This is a genomic window from Bordetella sp. 2513F2, assembly GCF_054642735.1.
In genome coordinates this window covers 3,584,383-3,602,541 of sequence record NZ_CM137755.1, presented here as the reverse complement: position 1 = coordinate 3,602,541, position 18,159 = coordinate 3,584,383, and the positions used below count along the sequence as shown (strand labels likewise).

Genomic DNA, 18,159 nt, shown 5'->3' with positions numbered 1-18,159 from the left:
AATGCAGGCTGCAATCGGGAAATGGTGGCGGCGGCTGGCCGCCGGCGCAGTATTGATGGCGGCGGCCGGCGCCGGCGCGCAGGCACAGGCGCTGGAGCCGGTGAAGGTAAGGCTGGACTGGACGCCATGGGGCGTGCAGGCGGCGTTCCACCTGGCCCAGCAGAAGGGCTGGTACAAGTCGGCCGGCCTGGACGTGGAGCTGGAAGACGGCAACGGCTCGGTGACCACGGTGCAGATCGTGGGCGGTAGCGACCGCTTCGACGTGGGGCATGCCGCGCTGGCATCCATGATGATCGCGCGCGACAAGGGGCTGCCGGTCAAGGCCGTGGCCGTGTTCGCCCGCCACAGCGACATCGGCCTGCTGGTGCCTGCCGGGTCGGGCATCAGCGGTCCGGCGCAACTGGCGGGACGCAAGGTGGCCTATACGGCCGGGTCCCTGGAGGCGCCGTTCATCGATGCCTTTCTGGCCCATGGCAAGCTCAAGCGCAGCGACCTGGAACTGCTGAACGTGGATGCGGCCAGCAAGGCCTCCACCTACGCCGTGGGGCGTGCCGACGCGGCATTCTCCACGATCCCGTTCTTCCTGCCCGTGGTGTCGCAGACGCGCGCATCAGAGGCGGTGCGGTTCGCCGATTTCGGCCTCGACATGCCCAGCTTCGGGCTGTTCGCCAGCGAGGAGAAGCTGCGCACCCGCGGCGCGGCCATCGCCACCTTCGCCAGCGTCAGCGCGCGTGCCTGGGAATACATCTACGCCGGCCATGAAGACGAGGCCGTTGCCGCCATTCTTGCGCAGCGGCCGCAGGCGCGGCTCGATGCCAAGGTGCTGCGCGGCCAGATCGACGCGCTGCGCGGCTACTTCGGGCTGGAGGACGGCAGGCGCATCGGCGCACCGGTGCCGGCCGACTGGGAGGCCGCGGTGAAGACGCTGGGTTCGGTCGGCCTGATCCGTCCCGACGCGCAGCCTGCGGGGTTCTATGCCACGGGCCTGGTCGATCCGCAGCGTTTCGACAGCCTGGTGAAGCCGTGAGCATGATGGCCGTGCGCGCGCACGAAGTGTGCAAGCGCTATCCGGGCGAACGCGGCGTGCAGGCCCTGGACACCGTGTCGCTGGAGGTGCCCCCGGGCCGGTTCGTCAGCATCCTCGGCCCCAGCGGCTGCGGCAAGAGCACCTTCCTGCGCTGCGTGGCAGGCCTGGAATCCATCTCGGCGGGGCAGCTGCAGGTGGCGGGCCGGCCGGTGCAAGGCCCGCCCGACGGCATAGGCATGGTGTTCCAGCGCGATGCCCTGCTGGAGTGGCGCAGCATCCGCCGCAACGTATTGCTGCCCATCGAGTTCGCCCACAAGCCGCTGGCGCGCTATCGCGACAAGGCCGACGCCTTGCTGCGCCTGACGGGGCTGTCCGCATTCGCCGACAGCTATCCGCGGGAACTGTCGGGCGGCATGCGCCAGCGCGCCGCGATCTGCCGCGCCCTGGTCGACGACCCGGCCCTGCTGCTGATGGACGAGCCCTTCGGCGCGCTGGACGCCCTGACGCGCGACCAGATGAACGTGGAGCTGCAGCGCATCTGGCTGGAAACGCGCAACACGGTCCTGTTCGTCACCCACGGCATCGCCGAAGCCGTGTTCCTGGGAGACGAGGTCGTGGTGTTCTCGCCGCGGCCGGGCCGCATCCAGGAGCGCATCGTCGTGGACCTGCCTCGGCCGCGGCCGCTGGCCGTGCGGGAGACCCCCGAGTTCGGCCGGTACGTGCGGCACATCCGCGGGCTGTTCGAGAGCATGGGTGTGATCGAAGAGGGAGGCCACGCATGAAAGAGGCATTGCGCCGCAGGCTGCTGCACGGGTTGGCGGGCGCGGCATCCATACTGGTGTTCCTGCTGGCATGGGAGGCCATCGTGCGCGGCTTCCAGGTTCGCGCCATCATGCTGCCCGCCCCGTCCCAGGTTCTGCTGGAACTGGCGGCGGAATGGCGCTGGTACCTGGGGCAGGCGGCCTACACGCTGATGACGACGGTGGCGGGCTTCCTGATCGCAGTCCTGGGCGGAGCGGCCATTGCCGTCGCGCTGGTCAGTTCGCGCTGGGTGGAAAGCCTGTTCTACCCCCTGATCGTGGCCCTGAACAGCGTGCCCAAGGTCGCCATCGCACCGCTGTTCGTGATCTGGATGGGCACGGGCTCGGAACCGAAGATCGCCATCGCCTTCCTGATCGCCGTGTTCGCAGTCATCGTCGATACGGTGCACGGCCTGAAGTCCGTGCCCCAGGATGTGCTGGACCTCGGCACGGTGCTCAAGGGCTCGCGCCGCGACTTCTTCTTCAAGGTGCGGCTGCCCGCGGCGCTGCCGTCCATGGTCACGGGCATGAAGGTGGCGGTCTCGCTGGCGCTGGTAGGCGCCATCGTGGGCGAGTTCGTCTCTTCGCAGCGCGGCCTGGGCTACGTCATCATGAGCGCCCAGGGCACCTTCGACACCGTGCGCGTCTTCGCCGCGCTGGTGCTGCTGGCCATCATGGGCATGGCGCTCTTCTGGGCGCTGGCCTGGTTCGAACGGCGCGCCATGCCGTGGCGCAAGCCGTCGGACGAACATTGAAGCCTTGCGGCCGTCGGGCCGCCAGGGCAGGAATTCCGGGGAAATCATGAAAGCTTTACTCGCCCTGTCGCGCGGCATAGACGCGCTGAATCTGCGGGTCGGCCGGGCGGTGACATGGGTCACGTTGCTGGTCGTGCTGGTCAGTGCCGGCAATGCCGTGGTACGCAAGTTGTTCCAGACGAGTTCGAACGCGTGGCTGGAGCTGCAGTGGTACATGTTCGGCGCGATTTTTCTGCTGGCGGCCGGCTACACGCTGCTGAAGAACGAGCACGTTCGGGTGGACATCCTGTCGTCGATGTTGTCGCGTCGCAAGCAGATCTGGATCGAGATTTTCGGCGTGGTGTTTTTCCTGCTGCCGGCGTGCGGGCTGATCATGTATCTGTCGTGGCCGGTGTTCATGGACTCGTACCTGTCGAACGAGCAGTCGTCCAATTCCGGGGGGCTGGTGCGCTGGCCGGTGAAGCTGCTGATTCCGGTGGGGTTTGCGCTGCTGGTGCTGGCGGGGGTGTCGCACCTGATCAAGTGCGTGGGTTACCTGCGCGGGCAGTGTCCGGATCCGACGGCGCGTGAGGTGGGCAAGACGGCCGAGCAGGAGCTGGCCGAGCAGATTGCGCGCGAGGCGCAGGCCCGCGAGGCGGCACTGCAACAACAGATGAAAGAAGGGCGCTGATCATGGAGTTCATCATTGCCAACCTGGCGCCCATCATGTTCGGGACGCTGGTGGTGTTTCTGCTGCTGGGCTTTCCGGTGGCGTTTGCGCTGGCGGCCAACGGCATTCTGTACGGGCTGGTGGGGATCGAGCTGGGGTTGCTGACGCCGGCGCTGTTCCAGGCGCTGCCGCAGCGGGTGTTCGGCATCATCGCCAACGACACGCTGCTGGCGGTGCCGTTTTTCACGCTGATGGGGCTGGTGCTGGAGCGCTCGGGGATGGCCGAGGACCTGCTGGAGACCATCGGGCAGGTGTTCGGTCCGCTGCGCGGGGGGCTGGCGATCGCGGTGGTGTTCGTGGGCGCGATGCTGGCGGCCACCACGGGGGTGGTGTCGGCCTCGGTGATCTCCATGGGGCTGATCTCGCTGCCGATCATGCTGCGCTACGGGTATGACCGCAAGCTGGCCTCCGGGGTGATCGCGGCCTCGGGAACCCTGTCGCAGATCATCCCGCCGTCGCTGGTGCTGATCGTGCTGGCCGACCAGCTGGGCCGCTCGGTGGGCGACATGTACCGCGGGGCGATGCTGCCGGGTTTTCTGCTCACCGGGGCGTACCTGGTCTACATCATCGTGATGTCGCTGATCAAGCCGGCCTCGGCGCCGGCGCTGCCGGAGGAGGCGCGGGCGTTTCGCGAGGCCAACGGCACGCGCGGCGGACGCTCGCTGCTGGTGCTGATGCTGATCTCGGCGGCCTCGGCCTACGTGCTGGGTCAGTGGCTGGAGAACGACACGGCGCCGGTCGACGAGCAGGTGGTGGTGAGCCTGCTGCTGTGGGGGCTGACGGCCTTCGTGATCGCGATCGTGAACAAGGTGTTCCGGCTGGGGGTGCTCTCGGCGCTGGCCGAGCGGGTGACCTTCGTGATGATCCCGCCGCTGTTCCTGATCTTCCTGGTGCTGGGCACGATCTTCATCGGCGTGGCCACGCCGACCGAGGGCGGTGCGATGGGCGCGGTGGGGGCGATCATCATGGCGCTGATCCGCCGGCGCCTGACGCTGGACCTGCTCAAGCAGGCGATGGACACCACGACCAAGCTGTCGTGCTTCGTGGTGTTCATCCTGGTGGGCTCGACGGTGTTCGGCCTGACCTTCCGCGGCGTCAACGGCGACCTGTGGGTCGAGCACCTGCTGCTGGGGCTGCCGGGCGGGGAGTGGGGGTTCCTGATCGTGGTCAGCGTGCTGACCTTCGTGCTGGCGTTCTTCCTGGACTTCTTCGAGCTGGCGTTCATCATCGTGCCGCTGCTCGGGCCGGTGGCCGACAAGATGGGCATCGACCTGATCTGGTTCGGCATCCTGCTGGCGGTGAACATGCAGACCTCGTTCATGCACCCGCCGTTCGGGTTTGCGCTGTTCTACCTGCGCTCGGTCGCGCCCAAGGAGGCCTACACCGACAAGATCACCGGCAAGACGATCGCGCCGGTGACCACCGGGCAGATCTACTGGGGCTCGGTGCCGTTCATCTGCATCCAGCTGCTGATGGTGGCCGTGGTCATGCTCTTCCCCGGGCTGGTGATGCACTACAAGGGCACCGCCAGCCAGGTCGACCCCGACTCGGTCAAGATCGAGGTCGAGGGCGAGTATGGGCAGGGCGTCTATGGCGCCGACGAAACGCCATTCCAGTAGGCGCGCCTGCCGTCCCGCGCAACGGTGCTGCATCGCCGCAGCGGCTGCGCGCGGGGCTGCACGCCCGATTTGCTACCATAGCGGCATCATGCGGCGCTGCGGCCTGGATTTCGCGGCCGTCGACGACTTTCCCGTCCCCTGAACTCTATCCCTGCGCGGGTTGTCGCGGCCAGGCCAGGAGGCGGCCGCGGTTGCGCGGTTCGCCTCGCGCCGCATGACACGTGCCGGTCCTCCCCGTGTCGGGCCGGCTTGGCGAAGTAGATTTCCAAGTCGAGGTATCGACGGGGCGGCAATGAAAACGTGGTTCAAGCGTATTTTGATAGGCCTGGTGGTTGTGGTGGTGGTGGCCGTCGTCGGCCTGGCCATCTTCCTGCTGACGTTCGACCCCAACGCCTACAAATACAAGCTCGCGGAGATGGTGCAGGAGCGCTACCAGCGCACGCTCACCATAGACGGAGATATCGAGCTTTCGTTGTTCCCGCGCATAGGCCTGTCGGTGCAGGGCGTGTCCCTGTCCGAGCCCGCGAGCCCTGAGACCTTTGCTTCCGTCGACAGCATGCGCCTGGCCGTGGCGGTATGGCCGCTGCTGTCCAACAGCTTCGTGGTCGATCACGTGTCGGTCAACGGCTTCAAGGCCCGCGTGGTGCGCGACAAGACCGGCCGCTTCAACTTCGACGACCTGACGCACGGCCAGGCCCCGCAGGTCGACGCCAGGCCCGGCAATGCGGCCCAGGCCACCGCAGGCGCCATAGGCGGCGCGGCCAAGGCGCTGGTGACGGGCACCGCCGCCACGCCTTCGGACATGCAGATCGACATCGCAGGCCTGGACCTCAAAGACGGCGAGCTGCAGCTGCAGGATGCCATCACGGGCATGGCGGTGGCGGTGACGCGGCTCAATGCCAACACCGGCCGCGTCACGTTCAACCAGGCCATCGATGTGTCGCTGTCGGCGAACGTCGAGGGCGGCAATCCGCGCATGGACGCCAATCTCACCGGCCGCGCGCAGCTCACGCTGGACCCGGTGGGGCAGCGTTATGGCGCCCAGAAGCTCGACCTGCGGCTCGAGGGCATCGTGCCCGGCGCGCAGGCCAAGAACCTCTCGGCGCGCGGCAACGTGGCCTACGATGGCCGCACCGCGTCGCTCGACATCTCCGCGCTGGAAATGCTGTTTGCCGGCGAGATCACCGATCCGGCGCTGCCCATGACTGCCGTGGAAGCCAGCGTGGCCATGCCGAAGCTGGCCATCGACCCGCACAAGCGGGCGCTGCAGATGGACCGCGTCGCCGTGCGCCTGAAGGGCACGCGGCAAGGCGGGCCGCTGGAGTTCGCCATGGACGCGCCCGCGCTCAACATCTCTCCGGTCTCGGCCTCCGGCCAGGCGCTCACGGGCCGCCTGCGCACCCAGGAGCTCGACGCCAGCTTCGGTTTCACGGGCATCGGCGGCAATGCGCTGGAGCTGGACATCGACGAAGCCAAGGTGGACGGCACCTTCAAGCGGGGCGACCGCGTCGTCAAGACGGCGTTCGCCTCGCCCCTGTCGCTGGATCTGCTGGCGCGCACCGGCGGCCTGTCGGCGCTCAAGGGCGACGTGAACATCACCGATCCGGGCCTGCCCAAGGGCAGCCTGCAGATCCCCGTGATCGGCAGCGTTTCGGCCGACCTGCGCAAGGACCTGGCCACTGCCCGCATCAATGCCGTGCTCGAAGGCGGCAAGTTCGACCTCGCGGCCGACGTGTCGCAGCTGTCGGAGGTGCCGTCGGTGAAGTTCGCCCTGGCGGTGGACACGCTGGACCTGGACAAGCTGGCGCCGCCGATCATGGCTGCCCCGCCGTCCCGGCCGGAGGGCGGCGCGGCACAGCCGGGCAAGCCGGCCCAGCCGGCAGGTTCCACGCCGGCCGACGACGGCACGATAGACCTGTCCGCCCTCGTGGGGCCCAGCGCCAACGGCACGGTAAAGATCGGCCAGCTGGTGGTGCGGGGCTTGAAGGCCTCGGAGGTCTCTGCGCAGATGAAGCTTGCCAAGGGCCGGCTCGACATCGCCAGCATCGCGGCAGCCCTGTATGGCGGCAAGCTGGCGGGCGTGATGTCGGTGGACGCCGCCGACGGCAATGCCACGGCAGCCAAGCTCACGCTGGCGGGAATCGCCATCCAGCCGCTGCTCGTGGACCTGGCCGGCAAGGACACGCTGAGCGGCACGGGCAGCGTGGCGCTGGACATCAAGACCGCGGGCGCCAATACCTATGCCATGACCAATGCGCTGGCAGGCTCGATGCAGCTGCGGCTGCGCGACGGGGCCATCAAGGGCATCAACGTGGCGCAGACCTTGCGCGAATTCAAGGCCAGGCTGGCCGGCAAGGGCCAGGATGCGGCGCAGCAGTCCGACCAATCCCGCCAGACGGACTTCACGTCGCTGGAAGCCGACCTGGTGTTCGACAAGGGCGTTGCCACCGCGAAGCGCCTGAGCCTGGCTGCGCCGCTGCTGCGCGTGTCCGAGGGCGATCCTGCCAGAATAGACTTCCCGCGCAGCGCACTGGACTTCGTGGCCATGGTGCGCGTGGTGAATACCTCCACCGGGCAGGACGGCAAGGAGCTGGAGGCCCTCAAGGACATCACCGTGCCGGTGCATGTCACGGGTCCCTTCGACAAGCCGGTGTACACGGTGCGCTGGACCGACGTGGCCAGCGAGGCGCTCAAGCGCGGCCTGGCCGACAGACTGCGCAATGTGCTGGGTGGATCCTCCGACGGCGGAGGCAGCCACAATCTCGAAAATGCCCTGAAAGGATTGCTAGGCAAATGAGCTCTACCGTTTTCCAGCCGGTGGCCGAGTGCGGCGTCACCGCGCAACCCGAGGCCGCGGCCTACCATCGGCGCTGGCTGGTCGCCAACGATGCCGGACAATGGCTGGACCGCGCGCTGTGCCCGCGGCTGGCCGAGGTTTCCGTGTCGCTGCGGCTGGGCTACCTGGTGCTGAAGGCGCCCGGCATGCTGCGGCTCGACATTCCGCTCGACGTGATCGAGGACGACGACAGCGTGCGCTACCAGATCCTGGTGGGCGAGCAGACGGTGGACGTGGTCGACGAGGGCGAGCTGGCTGCGGCCTGGATCTCCAACGTGGCCGGCGTGCCGTGCCGCATCCTGAAGGTGCATCCCGACATGGGCGAGGTGAGCTGGCCCTGACTGGCGGCCTTTCGACGGCCCGCGCGGGCCGCCCGCGGGGTTGCCGTCAGGCGGCGTCGCGGCGCCGGTACGAGAATACGCCGTGCGCCAGCAGGCCCGCGGCCAGCCCCCAGAATGCCGAGCCTATGCCCCAGAAGCTGGCTCCGGAGGCGGTGGCGAGCAACGTGATGAGCGCCGCCTCGCGGCGCTGCGGAGAGGCCATCGCCGTGGACAGCCCGCCCATGATGGCGCCGAGCAGCGCCAGGCCGGCCAGCGTGGCGATGAGCGGCGCGGGCAGGGCCTGGAAGAAGGCCGCCACGGTGCCGGCCACCAGGCTCAGCACGACATACGTGATGCCGTAGGTGGCAGCTGCCACGTAGCGGCGGCTCGGGTCCGGATGGGCTTCGGGGCCGGCGCATATGGCTGCGATGATGGCGCCCAGCGTGATGCTGTGCGCACCGAAAGGCGCGGCAGCAATGCCCAGCACGCCGGTGAGCGCCACGATGCGCGAGGCGGGCGGACGATACCCCGCAGCCTGCAGGATGGCCAGCCCCGGCAGGTTCTGCGATGCCATCGCCACCACGAACAGCGGCACCCCCACGCTGATGGCGGCCTGCCAGGTGAAGCTGGGCGTGGTCCAGACGAAACGGGTGAACTCGAGCGCGATGCCGTCGTAGCGCAGCAGCCCGGCGGTCCAGGCGCCGGCAAAGCCCACGGCCAGGACGGCCAGCACCGCATAGCGTGGCGCCCAGCGCCTGCCTGCCAGGTAGGCCGCGCACATGGCCAGCACCAGGAGCGGCTGCCCGCCGACGCTGCGGAACACGCCCATGCCGAAGTTCAGCAGCACGCCGGCCAGCATGGCGCCAGCAATCTCGGCGGGGATGCGCCGCACGATGGGATCGATCCAGCCGAAGGCGCCGCACAGCAGCGTGAGCAGCGCCGCCAGCAGGAAGGCGCCCACCGCCTGGTCGAACGGCACGCCGGCCAGCGCCGTGACCAGCAGGGCAGCGCCCGGCGTGGACCATGCCAGCACGACCGGCATGCCGGTGCGCAGGCTGACGATGGCTCCGCCCAGGCCCAGGGCCAGGCAGATGGAGCCCAGCCACGACCCGATGCGCGCGGTGTCGAGGCCGGCGGCATGGCCGGCCTGCACCATCAGCACGGCGGTGCCGCCGAAGCTGACCAGCACGGCCACCAGCCCGGCCACCACGGCCGACAGCGAGACGTGCGAGGTGGAAGGGCGCTGCGGCGGCAGGTGGAAGCCGGCGGCGTCTTTCATGTGCGGCCGGTCAGGCGATGGTACTTGGCCATGAGCTGTTCCTGGCCTTCATGCCATTGGGGATGCAGCTCGATGCAATCCACCGGGCAGACCACCTTGCACTGCGGTTCGTCGTGATGGCCCACGCACTCCGTGCAGCGGTCGGGATCGATGACGTAGTAGTCGGCGCCCATGGCGATGGCCTGGTTCGGGCACTGCGGTTCGCAGACGTCGCAGTTGATGCACTCTTCGGTGATGGTGAGGGCCATGGCGCGGGGAAACGGAGCGGGATGTATGGCGCCATTCTAGCGCCGCCCGGCGTGCCGTACGGCCGCACGGGCAGCGCGGCCAAGGGGCGTCAGGCGCCGGGCCAGGACTGCTCGCGGTGTTCGCGGGCCTTTTCCTGCAGCCAGCGCTCCACCGAGGGAAACACGAACTTGCTGACGTCGCCGCCCAGCTGCGCGATCTCGCGCACGATGGTGCCCGAGATGAACTGGTACTGGTCGGAGGGCGTCATGAACAGCGTTTCGACGTCGGGCAGCAGGTGGCGGTTCATGCCGGCCATCTGGAATTCGTATTCGAAGTCGGACACGGCGCGCAGGCCACGCACGATGACGCGGCCGTTCTGTTCGCGCACGAAGTCCTTGAGCAGGCCGCCGAAGCTCAGCACTTCCACGTTGGGATAGTGGCCCAACACCTCGCGGGCGATGTCGACGCGCTCCTCGACCGTGAAGAACGGCTTTTTGTTGCGGCTGTGGGCGATGCCGACGACCACCTTGTCGAAGAGCGTGGCCGCGCGGCGCACCAGGTCTTCGTGGCCGCGGGTGAGCGGGTCGAAAGTGCCGGGGTAGACTGCAGTGATCATGCGTGCTCCGTACTATTGTTAGTGGCTTGCACCGTCCTCCAAACCCGGATTATTGACTGTTTTGCGCAATGCAGCAAATTGCAGCAGGTGGTAGTGGACGGCGCCCGCCTTGCCCTGGCGCAGCAGGGTGTAGCCGTCCGGCGGATCGCACGCGGTCTCGGCTTCCACATACACCAGGCCGCCATCGGCGAGGATCGCGGGCAGTCGCGGCCAGAGGCGCGGCAGCCAGCCCTGGCCGAAGGGCGGGTCGAGCAGCACCAGGTCGTAGCGCGAGGCGTCCATGCGGGCCAGGGCCTCGAGCGCATCGCCGGCATGGATGCGCACGTTTCCCGCGCCGAGCTTGTCGCGCAGCGCGCGCAGCGCCGACACGGCGCCACGGTCGCGCTCCACCAGCTGCACGTGCGCCACGCCGCGCGACGCGGCCTCGAAGCCCAGCGCGCCGCTGCCGGCATACAGGTCCAGCACTTGCTTGTCCTGGAACCGGCCGTCCCACAGGTGGGCGAGCCAGTTGAACAGGGTTTCGCGCACGCGGTCGGGCGTGGGCCGCAGGCCGGGCACGTCGGGAACGTTGATGGGGGTGCGCCGGTAGCGTCCCGCCACGATGCGGATGGGCTTGCCGCCCGTATTGCTGTGCTTCAAAGGGAATGACCTCCTGGCCGCGTATAGTATTCTGCGCGCCCGGTTCTTCCACGCGCCCGGGCCCGGGCGGCCAGGCGGCACGTTGGGAATATACTTTCGCCATGTTCCGCTTCTTCAAGAAAAAAACCCCTGCGCCGGCCGAATCGGCCCCGCCCGAGGCTGCGCCGCCGGCCGACAAGCCTGCGTCTGCGGAGCCTGCTGCAGCGCCGCCTGCGCCGCCGCCCGTGGCTGCACCGGCGCCGGCCGCGAGACCACCCGAGCCCACGTCTTCCGACGACGAACCGGCAGCGCCTGCCGCGGAAGTTCCGCCGGTGGCCGAGGAGCCCGCAGTTGCGGCCACGCCGCAGCCCGCACCTCAGGCCACGCTCCAGCCCGCACCCCAGCCGGAGCCGGAAGCGGTGCCGCCGGCCGCCGAGCCGCCGCGCAAGTCATCCTGGCTGAACCGCCTGAAGCAGGGCCTGTCGCGCACGGGCCAGAGCCTGGGCGGGCTGTTCGTGGGGGTGAAGGTAGACGAGGGCCTGTTCGAGGAGCTCGAGTCGGCGCTCATCATGGCCGATGCCGGCATCGAGGCCACCGAGCAGTTGATCACGGCCCTGCGCACGCGCGTGCGCAAGGAGCGCCTGGAAGACCCGGCCAAGGTGAAGGCTGCGCTGCGCGAGCTGCTCGCCGATCACCTGCGGCCGCTGGAGCGCAAGTTCGACTTGCAACGCGCCCGTCCGCTGGTCGTGATGATCGCCGGCGTGAACGGCGCCGGCAAGACCACGTCCATCGGCAAGCTGGCCCATACGTTCCAGAGCCAGGGGGCAAGCGTGCTGCTTGCCGCCGGCGACACCTTCCGCGCCGCGGCTCGCGAGCAGCTGGTGGAGTGGGGCAGCCGCAACAACGTGGCGGTCATCGCCCAGGAAGGCGGCGATCCGGCTGCGGTGGCCTTCGATGCGGTCAACGCCGGCCGCGCCCGCGAGACCGGCGTCGTCATGGTCGACACGGCGGGACGTCTGCCCACGCAGCTGCACCTGATGGAAGAGCTGAAGAAGATCCGCCGCGTGATCGGCAAGGCCGATCCGGCCGCGCCGCACGAGGTGCTGCTGGTGGTGGACGGCAATACCGGCCAGAACGCGCTGGCGCAGATCCGCGCTTTCGACGCGGCCATCAATCTCACCGGCCTGGTGGTCACCAAGCTCGACGGCACGGCCAAGGGCGGTACCCTGGCCGCCGTGGCTGCAGGCAGCCAGGGCGTGCGCCAGGTTCCGGTCTACTGGATCGGGGTGGGCGAGGGCATGGAGGATCTCCAGCCCTTCGTGGCCGACGAATTCGCTGCGGCCTTGCTGGCCGACTGACGCGCACGGCCATCCGGCGCCGGCGCCAGACCGGCGAGGCCACGACGGCCGTTGCGGCGGTTCAGGATTTCCAGAAGGCCCGGGCGCGGGCCAGTTCCACGAACGCCTCCTCGGCCTGGTGGCTCAGGGCGTCCATGCGGGCGTTGATCCAGCCCAGTGCGAACCAGGCCTGCGGATGCTCGGCCAGGCAGTTCTCGTAATGCCCGCGGGCCACGGCGAGGTCGTTGAATTCGCCCAGCAGGTCCTGTACGCGGGCCAGCGTCTTGCGGTAGGAGCGCAGGCGCTCTGCGGACAGCAGCGATTCGGCGAACGACAGTCCGTAGCGCAGCCGCTTGGCGCGCTTGCGCAGCTCGTGGCGGGCCTCCACCGGCAGGGTCGCGAAGTGCTGTCCTTCGGCCACCACGCGCTTGTGCCAGCCATGCAGGCGGCGGCGCAACAGCTTGCTCAGCACAGGCGCCGGCTGCGGTTCGGGGGCGTGCAGGGGGATGATGGTGGCCACGACGGCCTCGTTCTCCGGCTGTGCGCCGGCGACGCTTGCGGCGCTTACGGTCTTGGCGGCATCGGAGGCGGCGGCGCGGTCGAGCGGAGCGGCCTTCACGTTCAGGCTCCAGGCCAGGAGATCCAGCAGCCATCCCTGGAAAGCCCGGCCGGCCACGACCGAACGCGCGTCTTCGTCGGGCCGCGACGGCTGGACCGGGATGGACGGCATGCCGGCGCGTTCGAGCGCGGGCGCCACCGTTTCGGCAAGCACGTCCTGGTCGCGGTTGGCGCCCAGGGTGCCGAAGTGGCCGCGCAGGCCTTGCAGGAGTTCCGCGGGCGGCGGCTCGATCCAGCCATCGAAGAGGCGCCAGGCCGAACGCAGGCGCCGCATGCCCACGCGCAGCTGGTGCACGTGCTCGGAGTTGCCGGCCGGATATACGCCCGCCGTGTCGACTTCCGCGAGCGGCACGGCATTGCGCACGATCTGGTCCACGCATTCTGCAGCGATGGCCGCCATGGCCTGGCCTGCGTCCATGTCTTCGCGCAGCGTCACCGACTGGGCCGGGCGCGGCGCCCAGAAGCCGGCCACGCGGCGCTGCGCTTCGGGTTGCGCATCGGGGCCCAGTTCGGCCAGGCGGGCGGCCAGCGTGGCCAGCGCGTCGCCGCGCTCGGATTTGCTGCGGGCGTCGAGCACCAGCCCATGGCGCTGCTGCCAGGCGCGCGCGGCGGTGAAGATGGCGGCAGGCCGGCCGGACAGCAGTTCGAATTCGACTTCGGAAACCGGCAGGGCCAGCCCGCCGGCACGCAGCGCGCCGGTGTCGTAGGCCAGCTCCAGCGTGCCCTGGCGGGTGCGCAGCTGACAGAGCTGGCGCACGATGTCGGTTTCATAGCGCAGGCCGAGTTCGCCCTGTATGGCCATGAGCGGCGCCTCGACTTCCGTGCCGGCATACACCGAGAGGTCCAGCACGGGGCCGGGTCGGGGGTGGTTGAGCTCCAGGCGGGTGATCGCATCGGCGCCCGGCATTTTCAGCGTCTGCACCCAGTGGTCGCCTTCGCGGCGCAGGCGCAGCGCGATGCGGGCGCGGGCCAGCTCGCGCTCCGGCGTGTCGAAGTACAGGGCGTGCAGGTGCAGGCGGCTGACGGCGCGCTTGCGCAGTTCGCGCAATACCCCTTCAGCGGAGGCGGCGGGGACGTGCAGTTTCAGTTCTTGTTCTGGCATGGCGGCCTCTCCAGGCTTCTGGGCAAAGCTTCGATCTTAGCCAATCAGGCGCGCTGCCGTGATGACTTGTCATGGATCCGTCATCTGGCAGCATGCCCTCACCCGCGATAGCCCAGCTTGCGCGAGATTGCCTGGGCGCAAGCCTGCAGCGGCTGGGCAATGGCGCCATCCCAGGCCACGTCGAACAGGCCCGATGGCCCCAGCGCCGTCAGGGCCAGCACGATGGCGCCCGTATGGTCGAACACCGGGACGGAAAGCGCGTCGACGCCGGGCAGCGGATTGCCGAGCGCACGCGCCATGCCGTGCACGCGCACGTCTGCCAGCATGGCGTCGCGATGCGCCGGCGGCTCCTGCGGCCGGGCCGCCGGGCTGGCGATGACGGCGCTGTCGTTCCTTTCGCGGGCAATGTAGTGCTCGGCCACCTGCGGCGGCAGCCAGGCGGCGAATACACGGCCGGTGGCAGTGTGCAGCATGGACATCACCGTGCCCTTGCGCATGTTGACGTGCACCGGGTAGCTGGCTTCGGCGATGTGGATCACCGTGGGGCCGTGCGAGCCCAGCACGGCCACGCCCACCGTGTGGCCGATGCAGGCCTGCAGCTTGGCGATCTCGGGCAGGGCGATGCGCACCGGATCGAGGCGCTGCAGGCTGACCAGCCCCATCTGCAGCGCGAAGGAGCCGAGTTCGTAATGGCCGGTAGTGGGATCCTGCTGCACCAGGCCCACGCGCGTGAAGCTCACCAGGTAGGGGTGGGCCTTGGCGGAAGTCATGCCGGCGGCGGCGGCCAGGTCGCGCAGCGTGAGGGGCCGCGCCGCGTCGACCAGCGCCGCCAGCAGCGGGAATCCGACCTCCACCGACTGGATGCTGCGGCGGCCGTCGTTGGCCGGGGCGGACGCGGTGGCAGGGGTCTTGCGCGGGGCGGGCATGCCGTGGCTCTCCTCTGTCGGGACCCTGTGGTTTTTATCGGGGGCGGTTCCCTGGGCGAAGTTTACCGTGGCGGCGGCGGCGCGGCGCCAAGGGCGGTAAAATCCGGTCTTTCCCTCGCAAGACCTACGCGCCAGCCATGTCTGCCCAGATATCCCCTCTTGCCGCCGGTGCCCAGGCGCAATCCGAAGCCTACGACATCGCATCGGTGCCGGAAATCATCGCCGAGCTGCGTGCCGGTCGCATCGTGATCCTCGTCGACGAAGAAGACCGCGAGAACGAGGGCGATCTCGTCATGGCTGCCGAATTCGTCACGCCCGAGGCCATCAACTTCATGGTCACCCACGGGCGCGGCCTGGTCTGCCTGACGCTCACCGAAGAGCGCTGCCGCCAGCTCGACCTGCCTCTCATGGCAAGCCGCAACGGCACGCGCTACGGCACCAACTTCACGCAGTCGATCGAGGCTGCCGAGGGCGTGGAGACGGGCATTTCGGCGGCCGATCGCGCCCGCACCATCCAGGTGGCGGTGGCGCGCGACGCCAAGCCGTCCGACCTGGTCCAGCCGGGGCATATCTTTCCCGTGCGGGCCGTGCCGGGCGGCGTGCTGGTGCGCGCGGGCCACACCGAGGCGGGGTGCGACCTCACTGCGCTGGCGGGCCTCACCCCCGCCGCCGTGATCTGCGAGATCCTCAAGCCCGACGGCAGCATGGCGCGCCTGCCCGACCTGGTCGTGTTCGCGCGCGAGCACGGCCTCAAGATCGGCACCATCGCCGACCTGATCCAGTACCGCAGCGAGCACGAGTCCATCGTCAAGCGCGTGGGCGAGCGCGCCATGGCCACGCCGTGGGGCAGCTTCCGCGCCGTGGCCTATCGCGACGACGTCACCGGCTCGCCTCACCTGGCGCTGGTGCACGGAAGCATCGACCCGGCCGCCGAGACGCTGGTGCGGGTGCATGAGCCGGCGTCCATCCTGGATGTGCTCGATACCGGCGCCAGCCCGCACAGCTGGTCGGTGGGCCAGGCCCTGCGGGCCATCGCGGCCTCGCCGGCCGGCGTGCTGGTGCTGATGAACTGCCAGTCGTCGGCCGAGCACCTGTTCAGCCAGGTCGCGGGCTGGGCCGGCCAGCCCGGCCAGGCGGCGCCCGATGGCGATCGCCATGGCCTGCGCACTTACGGCATAGGCGCGCAGATCCTGCGCGATCTCAACGTGGGGCAGATGCGCCTGCTGGCGCGCCCGCGCAAAATGCCCAGCATGGCCGGCTTCTCGCTCACGATTACGGGTTACGATTGCGCTCCCCCGGATTCCCCCGCCACCCACGACAAGGCCAGCACATGAACCCCTACATCCTTACCCCCGACCTGAACGGCGAAGGGCTGCACATCGGCATCGTGCGGGCCCGCTTCAACGAAGAGATCGGCCAGGCCGAACTCGAGGCCTGCCTCGAGGAACTGGGCCGCCTCGGCGTCGACGAGCGCGACATCATGGTGGTCACCGTGCCGGGGGCGCTGGAACTCGGCGTGGCGCTGTCGCACATGGCCGAGACTTTCGAGTTCGACGCACTCATCGCGCTGGGCGCGGTGATCCGCGGCGAAACCTATCATTTCGAGGTGGTCAGCAACGAGATGGCCACCGCGATCTCGCGCATCTCGCTGGAAACCGGCATCCCGGTGGCCAACGGCGTGCTCACGGTGGACACCGACGAGCAGGCGCAGGCGCGCGCGGCCGGCAAGGGCCGCGACTGCGCGCTGGTCGCCGTGGAAATGGCCAACCTGGTGGCGGCGCTGGAGCCGGAAGAAGAAGACGACGAGGACGAAGATTTTGACGACGAAGAAGACGACGACGGCCGCTGATGGCGGCGTGCAGGCGCGCGCCAATGCGCGCAGCGCGCGCCGGCGCGCCCGCGAGTTCGCGCTGCAGGGCGTGTACGCCTGGCTGCTGCGCGGCGGCGAGGGGACGCAGGACGCAGGCGACATCGACGCGCACCTGCGCGACGCCGAGGATTTTCCCGAGGCCGACGCGCAATGGTTCAAGACGCTGCTGCATGGCGTGCTGCGCGAGGCGCCGGCCCTGCGTGAGCGCTTCGCACCCTATGTCGACCGGCCGCTGGCCGAGCTGTCGCCGGTGGAGCACGGCATCCTGTTGATCGGCAGCTTCGAGCTGGTGCACCACGTCGAGGTGCCGTACAAGGTCGCCATCAACGAGGCCGTGGAGCTGGCCAAGTCGTTCGGCGGCACCGACGGTTTCAAGTTCGTCAACGGCGTGCTCGACAAGCTCGCCGCCGACGTGCGCGCCGCCGAAGTCCAGGCAGCCGCGCGCCGCTGAAACCGGGCGGGGCCGCCGGCCTCGCCGCGCAATCCCAGCCATGGCATCGGAATTCGATCTCATCGCCCGCCATTTCTCCCGGCCTGCCGGCCCGGGCATGCTGGGCGTGGGCGATGACTGCGCGCTGTTCCCGGTGCCCCCCGGCGAACACGTGGCCACCAGCACCGACCTGCTGGTCGAGGGCCGGCACTTCTATCCCGACGTCGATCCCGAAGCGCTGGGCCACAAGGCGCTTGCGGTGAACCTGTCGGACCTCGCCGCCATGGGCGCACGCCCGATAGGCTGCCTGCTCGGCCTGGCGCTGCCTCGACGCGACGATGCGTGGCTGGATGCCTTCGCGCGAGGGTTCCACGCCCTGGCAGCGCGCTGGGGCTGCCCGCTGGTGGGCGGCGATACCACGCGCAGCATGGCGGGGCTGACGATCTCGGTGACGGTGTTCGGCGCAGTGGCGCCGCAGCGCGCGCTGCGCCGCGATGCGGCGCGCGCGGGCGACGAGGTGTGGGTGTCGGGCGAGCTGGGGGCGGCCGACCTGGCCTACCGGCTGCTCGACGGCCAGCTGCCCGCCGATCCGGCGCGGCTGGCCGCGACGCGCCGTGCGCTCGAATGGCCCGAGCCCCGCGTGGCGCTGGGCCAGGCGCTGGCGGGCGCGGCCCACGCCGGCCTGGACATTTCCGATGGCCTGCTGCAAGACCTCCGCCACATCCTGCATGCCAGCGGAGTGGGTGCCGAGCTCCGGTACGCCGACCTGCCGGCGGCTGCGGCGCTGGCCGGCCTGCCCGAGGCCGCCGTGCGCCAGGCCCTGCTGGGCGGCGGCGATGCCTACGAACTATGCTTCACCGCGGCGCCGGCGGCACGTCCGCACATCATGCAGGCGGCGCAGTCGGTGGGCATACCCGTCACGTGCATAGGGCGCATCGTGTCCCGTCCCGGCCTGCTGGTGCTGGATCCCGCAGGCCTGCCCATCGACGACCTGCCTGCAGGCTTCGATCATTTCAGCACGCCGGCCGCCTGGCCGCGCAATCCTGGCTCCCGATGACTTCTCCCGATC

18 protein-coding genes are annotated in these 18,159 nt (G+C 69.5%); 12 read left to right on the top strand and 6 right to left on the bottom strand.

The genetic code is table 11. From position 1 onward, the window contains the following. Position 1: 1 nt before the first annotated feature. From ACYBYQ_RS17035 to ACYBYQ_RS17005, 7 genes are all read left to right on the top strand, one after another. Positions 2-1,027: an ABC transporter substrate-binding protein gene (locus ACYBYQ_RS17035; protein ID WP_459615632.1), complete on the top strand. Its 1,026-nt coding sequence runs from the start codon at positions 2-4 to the stop codon at positions 1,025-1,027. Continuing rightward, on the top strand, positions 1,024-1,809 hold the full coding sequence (locus ACYBYQ_RS17030) for an ABC transporter ATP-binding protein (RefSeq protein ID WP_459615631.1): 786 nt from the start codon (positions 1,024-1,026) through the stop codon (positions 1,807-1,809). Before ACYBYQ_RS17035 ends, ACYBYQ_RS17030 begins: the two co-directional genes overlap by 4 nt. Next, positions 1,806-2,582, top strand: a complete 777-nt coding sequence (locus ACYBYQ_RS17025; protein WP_459615630.1) for an ABC transporter permease — start codon at positions 1,806-1,808, stop codon at positions 2,580-2,582. Before ACYBYQ_RS17030 ends, ACYBYQ_RS17025 begins: the two co-directional genes overlap by 4 nt. A gap of 46 nt (positions 2,583-2,628) precedes the next feature. Next, entirely contained in the window at positions 2,629-3,252 is a 624-nt protein-coding gene (locus tag ACYBYQ_RS17020; RefSeq protein ID WP_459615629.1) for a TRAP transporter small permease subunit, read from the top strand. Positions 3,253-3,254: 2 nt separating this feature from the next. Then, positions 3,255-4,910: a TRAP transporter large permease gene (locus ACYBYQ_RS17015; RefSeq protein ID WP_459615628.1), complete on the top strand. Its 1,656-nt coding sequence runs from the start codon at positions 3,255-3,257 to the stop codon at positions 4,908-4,910. 292 nt (positions 4,911-5,202) lie between these two features. Then, positions 5,203-7,707 carry an AsmA family protein gene (locus ACYBYQ_RS17010; protein ID WP_459615627.1) on the top strand — a complete coding sequence of 835 codons (2,505 nt, stop codon included), beginning with the start codon at positions 5,203-5,205 and terminating at the stop codon, positions 7,705-7,707. Continuing rightward, entirely contained in the window at positions 7,704-8,087 is a 384-nt protein-coding gene (locus tag ACYBYQ_RS17005; protein WP_459615626.1) for an MOSC N-terminal beta barrel domain-containing protein, read from the top strand. Before ACYBYQ_RS17010 ends, ACYBYQ_RS17005 begins: the two co-directional genes overlap by 4 nt. A 46-nt stretch (positions 8,088-8,133) precedes the next feature. On the opposite strand, the gene ACYBYQ_RS17000 is transcribed toward ACYBYQ_RS17005, so the two are convergent. The 4 genes from ACYBYQ_RS17000 to rsmD all read right to left on the bottom strand — a co-directional run bounded on the left by ACYBYQ_RS17000 (position 8,134) and on the right by rsmD (position 10,828). Then, on the bottom strand, positions 8,134-9,345 hold the full coding sequence (locus tag ACYBYQ_RS17000; RefSeq protein ID WP_459615625.1) for a benzoate/H(+) symporter BenE family transporter: 1,212 nt from the start codon (positions 9,343-9,345) through the stop codon (positions 8,134-8,136). Then, entirely contained in the window at positions 9,342-9,593 is a 252-nt protein-coding gene (locus tag ACYBYQ_RS16995) for a YfhL family 4Fe-4S dicluster ferredoxin (protein WP_459615624.1), read from the bottom strand. Before ACYBYQ_RS16995 ends, ACYBYQ_RS17000 begins: the two co-directional genes overlap by 4 nt. Positions 9,594-9,682: 89 nt before the next feature. Continuing rightward, on the bottom strand, positions 9,683-10,189 hold the full coding sequence (coaD, locus tag ACYBYQ_RS16990) for a pantetheine-phosphate adenylyltransferase (protein WP_459615623.1): 507 nt from the start codon (positions 10,187-10,189) through the stop codon (positions 9,683-9,685). Between the two features lie 18 nt (positions 10,190-10,207). After that, positions 10,208-10,828 (bottom strand): 16S rRNA (guanine(966)-N(2))-methyltransferase RsmD, encoded by a 621-nt coding sequence (rsmD, locus tag ACYBYQ_RS16985; RefSeq protein WP_459615622.1) that lies wholly within the window; start codon positions 10,826-10,828, stop codon positions 10,208-10,210. Between the two features lie 101 nt (positions 10,829-10,929). Here rsmD and ftsY point away from each other — a divergent pair, with 101 nt between their 5' ends. Further along, positions 10,930-12,165: a signal recognition particle-docking protein FtsY gene (gene ftsY, locus ACYBYQ_RS16980; RefSeq protein ID WP_459615621.1), complete on the top strand. Its 1,236-nt coding sequence runs from the start codon at positions 10,930-10,932 to the stop codon at positions 12,163-12,165. A gap of 61 nt (positions 12,166-12,226) precedes the next feature. Here ftsY and ACYBYQ_RS16975 read toward each other — a convergent pair whose 3' ends face one another. Continuing rightward, positions 12,227-13,864, bottom strand: coding sequence for a CYTH and CHAD domain-containing protein (locus tag ACYBYQ_RS16975; RefSeq protein WP_459615620.1), 1,638 nt, complete (start codon positions 13,862-13,864; stop codon positions 12,227-12,229). A 98-nt stretch (positions 13,865-13,962) separates the two neighbouring features. After that, positions 13,963-14,790, bottom strand: a complete 828-nt coding sequence (locus ACYBYQ_RS16970; protein ID WP_459615619.1) for an IclR family transcriptional regulator — start codon at positions 14,788-14,790, stop codon at positions 13,963-13,965. A gap of 137 nt (positions 14,791-14,927) precedes the next feature. Between ACYBYQ_RS16970 and ribBA the strand changes: the two genes are divergently transcribed. From ribBA to thiL, 4 genes are read left to right on the top strand one after another with little or no spacing between them, the layout of a single operon-like run. Continuing rightward, on the top strand, positions 14,928-16,124 hold the full coding sequence (ribBA, locus tag ACYBYQ_RS16965; protein ID WP_459615618.1) for a bifunctional 3,4-dihydroxy-2-butanone-4-phosphate synthase/GTP cyclohydrolase II: 1,197 nt from the start codon (positions 14,928-14,930) through the stop codon (positions 16,122-16,124). Next, entirely contained in the window at positions 16,121-16,639 is a 519-nt protein-coding gene (gene ribH, locus ACYBYQ_RS16960; protein ID WP_459615617.1) for a 6,7-dimethyl-8-ribityllumazine synthase, read from the top strand. The genes ribBA and ribH overlap by 4 nt, the downstream gene beginning before the upstream one ends. Before the next feature lie 7 nt (positions 16,640-16,646). Next, positions 16,647-17,111: a transcription antitermination factor NusB gene (nusB, locus tag ACYBYQ_RS16955; RefSeq protein ID WP_459618811.1), complete on the top strand. Its 465-nt coding sequence runs from the start codon at positions 16,647-16,649 to the stop codon at positions 17,109-17,111. A gap of 40 nt (positions 17,112-17,151) precedes the next feature. Next, a complete protein-coding gene (gene thiL / locus ACYBYQ_RS16950; RefSeq protein ID WP_459615616.1) occupies positions 17,152-18,147 on the top strand; it encodes a thiamine-phosphate kinase in 996 nt (331 codons plus the stop codon). Positions 18,148-18,159 lie beyond the last annotated feature (12 nt).